General features: G+C 54.6%; 8 protein-coding genes. 3 read left to right on the top strand and 5 right to left on the bottom strand.

Annotated features, from left to right (window positions below; translation table 11 throughout):
• Nucleotides 1-90: 90 nt before the first annotated feature.
• The 4 genes from plsX to BDE01S_RS07840 form a co-directional block, all read right to left on the bottom strand.
• The gene (gene plsX / locus BDE01S_RS07855) at nt 91-1,167 is read right to left on the bottom strand and encodes a phosphate acyltransferase PlsX (RefSeq protein ID WP_066079792.1); all 1,077 of its coding nucleotides are present in this window, start codon (nt 1,165-1,167) and stop codon (nt 91-93) included.
• Nucleotides 1,168-1,285: 118 nt separating this feature from the next.
• Complete coding sequence (locus BDE01S_RS07850) at nt 1,286-1,813, bottom strand: phosphoribosyltransferase (protein ID WP_066079796.1); 528 nt, start codon at nt 1,811-1,813, stop codon at nt 1,286-1,288.
• Nucleotides 1,814-1,969: 156 nt separating this feature from the next.
• Nucleotides 1,970-2,149: a 50S ribosomal protein L32 gene (rpmF, locus tag BDE01S_RS07845; protein ID WP_004283533.1), complete on the bottom strand. Its 180-nt coding sequence runs from the start codon at nt 2,147-2,149 to the stop codon at nt 1,970-1,972.
• Between the two features lie 46 nt (nt 2,150-2,195).
• Nucleotides 2,196-2,696: a YceD family protein gene (locus BDE01S_RS07840; RefSeq protein WP_066079789.1), complete on the bottom strand. Its 501-nt coding sequence runs from the start codon at nt 2,694-2,696 to the stop codon at nt 2,196-2,198.
• 53 nt (nt 2,697-2,749) lie between these two features.
• On the opposite strand from BDE01S_RS07840, the gene BDE01S_RS07835 reads away from it, so the two are divergent.
• From BDE01S_RS07835 to BDE01S_RS07825, 3 genes are read left to right on the top strand one after another with little or no spacing between them, the layout of a single operon-like run.
• Complete coding sequence (locus BDE01S_RS07835) at nt 2,750-3,340, top strand: Maf family protein (RefSeq protein WP_066079787.1); 591 nt, start codon at nt 2,750-2,752, stop codon at nt 3,338-3,340.
• 18 nt (nt 3,341-3,358) lie between these two features.
• The gene (locus BDE01S_RS07830; protein ID WP_169798085.1) at nt 3,359-3,577 is read left to right on the top strand and encodes a hypothetical protein; all 219 of its coding nucleotides are present in this window, start codon (nt 3,359-3,361) and stop codon (nt 3,575-3,577) included.
• Between the two features lie 12 nt (nt 3,578-3,589).
• On the top strand, nt 3,590-4,300 hold the full coding sequence (locus BDE01S_RS07825; RefSeq protein ID WP_066079780.1) for an SAM-dependent methyltransferase: 711 nt from the start codon (nt 3,590-3,592) through the stop codon (nt 4,298-4,300).
• A gap of 221 nt (nt 4,301-4,521) precedes the next feature.
• On the opposite strand, the gene thrB is transcribed toward BDE01S_RS07825, so the two are convergent.
• The gene (gene thrB, locus BDE01S_RS07820; protein WP_066079777.1) at nt 4,522-5,442 is read right to left on the bottom strand and encodes a homoserine kinase; all 921 of its coding nucleotides are present in this window, start codon (nt 5,440-5,442) and stop codon (nt 4,522-4,524) included.
• Nucleotides 5,443-5,708: the final 266 nt, after the last annotated feature.

The raw sequence follows: 5,708 nt of genomic DNA, 5'->3' as shown, positions 1-5,708 counted from the left end.
TATAGTATGTTAAACAAAAAAAAGCCGTCTGAAATCAGAGATTTTCAGACGGCTTTTTTTTGCGGATATACCAACCTTCGGACATAAAATTTACGAAGCGTTTTCTGTTCCCACAGAAGCGGTTTCGCTGCTGTTTTCCTGCTCGCGGGCGGCTTCGAGGGCGGCCAGTTGTTCGGCCACGCCGGCTTCGATTTTGGCCAGGCTTGCGGATTTGGCTTCGTGGTAGGCTTCTTCAAGCGCGTAGGTGAAGCCGACTTCGTCGGTGCCGCCGTGGCTTTTCACCACGACACCGCGCAGGCCGAGGAAAATCGCGCCGTTGAATTTGCGGGGATCGAGCTTCTGCTTAAAGCCGCGCAGGGCGGGCAGGGCGATGACGGCGGCCAGTTTGGTAAACAGGCTGCGTGAAAATTCCTGCTTGATGGCGCTGCCGATGAATTTAACCGAGCCTTCAACGGTTTTCAGCATGATGTTGCCGACAAAGCCGTCGGCCACCACCACATCGGCTTCGCCGCTGAAAATATCGTCGCCTTCGACGTTGCCGATGAAATTCAGACGGCTGTTTTGCAGCAGCTTGAAGGTTTGTTTGACGGTATCTGTGCCTTTGATGTCTTCCGTGCCGACGTTGAGCAGGCCGACGCGCGGGCTGCCGCGCTCGGGATGGAGCGCCTGCACCAATTCGCTGCCGATAACGGCGAATTGGACGAGCTGCTCGGGGCTGCAATCGACGTTGGCGCCCAAATCCAAGACCAGGGTCATGTGGTTGTTTTTGCCGGGCAGGAATTTGGCGATGGCGGGACGCTCGATGCCGGGAATGGTTTTGAGCACAAAGCGGGCGGTAGCCATCAGCGCGCCGGTGTTGCCTGCGGATACGGCGGCCTGCGCCAAGCCTTCTTTGACTTGGTTGACGGCGATGCGCATGGAGGAATCTTTTTTGTTTTTCAGCGCGAGTTGCGGCGCTTCGTCCATTTCGACGACTTGTTCTGCATGCACGATGCGGATGCGTGCCATCGGTGCCTGGGCTTTGGCCAGGGCTTCGCGCAGGGCGGTTTCGTTGCCGACCATCAGTAATTCGGCATCGGGCTGCTGTTTCAAAAAGGCAACGGCGCCGGGTACGGTAACCGACAGGCCGGCGTCGCCGCCCATGGCATCTACGGCCAATGTAATCATGGTGTTCTCCGTTCGGTTTTTCAGACGGCCTGCATGATGCCGTTTGAAAAGCGGACTAGGGGCGGGCGGAGGGTATCCGCCTTTGATGTATCGGGCGCGGCTTGTGGCCGCTTATGAATCAGCCCCGGCTTTCGGCGGCCAGGCGGTTGTGCTCGTCGATGTCTTCGGCGTCCCAGGGGTAGTTAATCCACCAGTCTTCGACGGTGATGCCGCTGAAGTAAGGTACGCCTGCGGGGATTTTGCCGGCTTTGGCTTTGATTTTTTCGTGCAACACGGCCACGCCGACGGTGCCGAAGTCTTCTTTCATCAGCTCGGTGAGGCAGAATTCCATGGTCACGCGGCTGTCGTCGACTTCATCGACCACCAAGACGTTTTTGCCTTTCAGGGCTTCGGGCAGCGGGTCGAGCCATTGGACTTTTTTGACTTCGTCCGTGACTTGGCCTTCGTTGTCGCTGTCGTAGTAGGCGGTGGTGACGGCGTAAATCGGAATTTCCAAAAAGCAGCGCAGCATACGGGCGGGAATGAAGCCGCCGCCGCCGATGGCGATCATGGCGTCGTAGCGGGTGCCGGATTGTTGGATTTTTTCTGCCAAGCCTTTGATTACGCGATGGATGTCGTCGTAGGTGTACCAGATTTTCTGTTTCATGTTGCGTTCCGTCATCGTGTCGTTTCGGAATGGGTCAAGCAGCCCTGTGGCCGGATAAGGCGGGCTGCCCGGCAGGTGTCGGGGAATGGGATAATGCAAAAAAGCCAGTCATTGCGCTCGGAGCAATATGCTGGCTTTTTGCAGTCAGTCGGGAAATTATTCGCCTTTGGCTTTTACCACTTTGCGGCCGCGGTACATGCCGTTGGGAGAAATGTGGTGCGGGCGGTGTACTTCGCCGGTTGCGCTGTCAACAGACAGGGCAGGCGCGGTCAAAGCGTCGTGTGAACGGTGCATACCGCGTTTGGAAGGGGATTTTTTATTTTGTTGAACGGCCATTTCAAGCTCCTAGATAAGTAAAACTGTGTCCTAATTTCCTGCTGCTTCAGCGGCTTTTCAGGCCGGCCAAAACGGCGAAGGGGTTGGGTTTGTCCTGATTGACGGCTTCCAGCGCGGTGTTGCCGCAGTCGTCGTGGCGCGGTGAAAACGGCAAAGCCATCAGGATTTGGTCTTCAACCAGCCCGCGCACGTCGAGCTCTTTTTCGAGCAGCATGCCTTCCAATTCGTCATCGGCCAGCATGGCTTCGTCCAAGCGCTCTTCGTCGGCAAACAACACGATGCGGCTGCTTTCTTCCATTCGGAAGGGCATGGGCTTGACGCAGCGCTGGCAATACAGCGGCAGGTCGGCCGTTACCGTGAGATCGAGGAAAGGGCGCTGCAGTCGGTCGTGTCCGCCCGAAAGCGAGTAGGAGACGCAGGCTTGTTTGTCCGCAAAATATTCGTGCGACCAAACGCGCTCGTCCAAATCGCTCAGGCTGAAACTGCCTTGCAGACGGCGGCTTTCGGCGGCGAAAACGCCAGGGTCAATCAAATTAGGGTCTAACATAAACGGGGTATGATATAATCTCGGCGGTATAACGTCAATATTTTTAAGCAAAAATGAGTGAAAAACTGCCTTTGGTATTGGGTTCGGGCTCTGTTTTCCGCAAAGCCCAGCTGGAACGCTTGGGTTTGGCTTTTCAGACGGCCTTGCCCGATTTTGATGAAACGCCCGCCGCCGGAGAAAGCGCGGCCGATACGGCATTGCGCCTGGCAGAGGGTAAAGCCCGCTCGCTGGCGGCGGCATTTCCTGCGGCTTTGATTATCGGCGCAGACCAGGTGGCCTGGTGCGGCAATCGGCAGCTGGGCAAGCCGATGAGCGTGGCGAAAGCACAACAAATGCTGCTGTCGCTTTCGGGGCAGTGCATTGAATTTTACAGCGCGGTGGTGCTTTTGAATACGGATAGCGGAAAAATTTACCGCCATGTGGATAAAACCGTCGTGACCATGCGCTGTTTGGATGCGGCGCAAATCGGGCGCTATCTCGAGCGCGAGCCGGATGCGGTTTATTGCGCGGGCGGTGCGATGAGCGAGGGCTTGGGCGCGGCGTTGTTGGAGCGGGTGGAGAGCAGCGACCCGAATGCCTTAATCGGCCTGCCGCTGTACCGCCTGATTGGTTTTTTGCAGGAAGAAGGCGTGTCGGTTGTATAGCCGCAGCGGGAAGCAATGATGAATATTTTTCAGATTTTTTACCTGGAAGAGCAGATTGCCGGCTTAGATGACGGGTTTATCCCGGTTTACAATCAGCCGTATCTGATGGCGCTGCGGCAGGCTAAAAACCGGCAAGACCGCGAGGCCTTCGGCAAAGCTGCCCAAGGGATGCATGCTGAGTTTGGCATGGATCGCTTGATGGCGTTTTATATGGATGGCCGGTTTGATGCCGATTGATTTGGAAAAGATATGAAACCTGTATTGTATTTAATCCCCACGCCGTTGGGCGCGCCCGATACGCCCTGCCTGCTGCCGCACGAGCAGCAGCAGATTGTCGGGCTGACCGATTTTGTGGTGGAAGCGGAGAAAACCGCCCGCGCGCACTTGAAGCATTTGGGCGTGACCACGCCGATTCGCGAATTAAATCTGCAAACGCTCAACGAGCATACCGATGCGAAAACGCTGCCCGATCTGCTCAAGCCTTTGCAGGAAGGGCGGAGCATGGGCTTGGTCAGCGAGGCGGGTTGCCCGGCTGTGGCCGACCCCGGCGCGGATTTGGTGGCTTTGGCGCATCAATACGGATTTGAAGTGCGCCCGTTGGTCGGACCGTCCAGCCTGCTGCTGGCGATGATGGCTTCGGGCGCAAACGGCCAGAGTTTTGCGTTTAAAGGTTATTTGCCGTCTGAAAAAAGTGAGCGTGTCCGCGCGTTGAAGGATTTGGAACAACGCTCGCGCACGCACGATGAAACCCAAATCTTTATTGAAACACCTTACCGCAATGAAGCGCTGTTGGCCGATGCGGTGGCGCAGCTGCATCCGGAAACGCGTTTGTGCATCGCCTGCGATTTGACTTTGCCCGAGCAGCTGATTGTCAGCCGCAAAGTGTCCGACTGGCGCAAGATGTCGGCGCTGCCGAATGTGAAAAAACGCCCAACGATTTTTGTGGTGTATGCGGGTTGAGATGTTGGTGCGGCGGAGTAGGCGTGATGGCCGGGTTATATCTGTTGTGTCATATTAACCAATATCTCTTCAATATAGTATTGAAAAAAAAGCCGTCTGAAAAAAGTGGATTTTTCAGACGGCTTTTTTATTGTTGCACGGTTCAGCGGTTTAAGTTCAGGAGCGGCACAGGCCGTCTGAAAAAACGGGGCAATATACTATATAGAGAGCAATAGAAGCCGTTAAGCGCGCAGATTCAGCAGCAAGTCGCGGAATGCGTTCGGATCTTTAATAAACGTCATCTCACCCGATTGCGGGAAATGGAAATCCAGCAGACGGGATACCCAGAAGCGGATGCAGCCGGCGCGTTGGGCGGTCGGGAAATAAGCGCGTTCTTCATCGCTTAACGGGCGCACGCTTTCGTAGCCGCGGATAAAGGCATCGGCCAGCGTTTGGTCGAGCCGGTTGTCGGCGGTGCGCGCCCAGTCGTTGACCGCAATCGCCAGGTCATACATAAAATTGCCGTTGCAGGCGTAGTAGAAGTCGATAAAGCCGGCCACTTCTTCGCCGTCCAGCAACACATTGTCTTTAAATAAATCGGCATGGATGATGCCCGAGGGCAGGTGTTTGCCCAGATGGTCGTTTAAAAAAGCGATTTCCTGATGCAGCAGCGCGGCATCGCTTTCATTCAATACAGGGCGCAGCTGCTGCTCGGCATCACGCCACCAAACGTCATAGCGGGGATTGTCCATCTTCAGGGGGAAGTCCTGCCCGGCCAAGTGCATTTTCGCCAACATCGCGCCGGTGTGGAAACACTGCATTTCCGTTGCCCAGCCGGTGTCCGAACCTTTCAGACAGGTAACCAGGCAGGCCGGTTTGCCGGCCAATACGGAATCCAGTTTGCCGTCTTTACGGGCAATCGGCGCAGGGCAGGCCACACCTTTGCCGCTCAAATGGCGGTTCAGCTGCAGAAAAAACGGCAGCTCTTCCTGGGTCAATACTTCAAAAACGGTTAAAACATAGCGCCCGGTCGAGGTCGTCAAAAAATAATTGCTGTTGGTAATCCCTTGGGCAATACCTTGCAGGGCAATAAATTCGCCTAAATCATATTGAGTGAGAAACGCACGCATCTCTGCGTCGGATACGCTGGTATAAACAGACATATTAGGGACACCTAAAATCAGAATAAACGGTTAGTCTGAATCATATCAAACTTTACCGCCGAGAAGTTAAGAAGTATGGGGCAGAGATATTGGCAAAAGAAGACTGCTTAATAAAAAAAGGCCGTCTGAAAAATGGAGAAGGGATTATTTTGAGGAAGGATTGCAGGATTTCGGAAAATTTTTCGGATAAAAATTTACTTTTAAAACATTGTATTGATGTTTTCTGGTGAAAAATTTCTGTCGAGAGTGTTGACACCATTTCTCTT

It is taken from the genome of Bergeriella denitrificans NBRC 102155 (genome assembly GCF_001592185.1).
Classification (GTDB): Bacteria; Pseudomonadota; Gammaproteobacteria; order Burkholderiales; family Neisseriaceae; genus Neisseria; species Neisseria denitrificans.
Note: the sequence above shows the minus strand (reverse complement) of the source record. Positions and strands in the feature narration are given on the sequence as shown.

Bases quoted from the DNA above. Each gene is read 5' to 3' on its own strand.
- BDE01S_RS07840 (WP_066079789.1), bottom strand. From the start codon at position 2,696: ATGTTAGACCCTAATTTGATTGACCCTGGCGTTTTCGCCGCCGAAAGC.
- plsX (WP_066079792.1), bottom strand. From the start codon at position 1,167: ATGATTACATTGGCCGTAGATGCCATGGGCGGCGACGCCGGCCTGTCG.
- BDE01S_RS07835 (WP_066079787.1), top strand. From the start codon at position 2,750: ATGAGTGAAAAACTGCCTTTGGTATTGGGTTCGGGCTCTGTTTTCCGC.
- thrB (WP_066079777.1), bottom strand. From the start codon at position 5,442: ATGTCTGTTTATACCAGCGTATCCGACGCAGAGATGCGTGCGTTTCTC.
- BDE01S_RS07825 (WP_066079780.1), top strand. From the start codon at position 3,590: ATGAAACCTGTATTGTATTTAATCCCCACGCCGTTGGGCGCGCCCGAT.
- rpmF (WP_004283533.1), bottom strand. From the start codon at position 2,149: ATGGCCGTTCAACAAAATAAAAAATCCCCTTCCAAACGCGGTATGCAC.
- BDE01S_RS07850 (WP_066079796.1), bottom strand. From the start codon at position 1,813: ATGAAACAGAAAATCTGGTACACCTACGACGACATCCATCGCGTAATC.
- BDE01S_RS07830 (WP_169798085.1), top strand. From the start codon at position 3,359: ATGAATATTTTTCAGATTTTTTACCTGGAAGAGCAGATTGCCGGCTTA.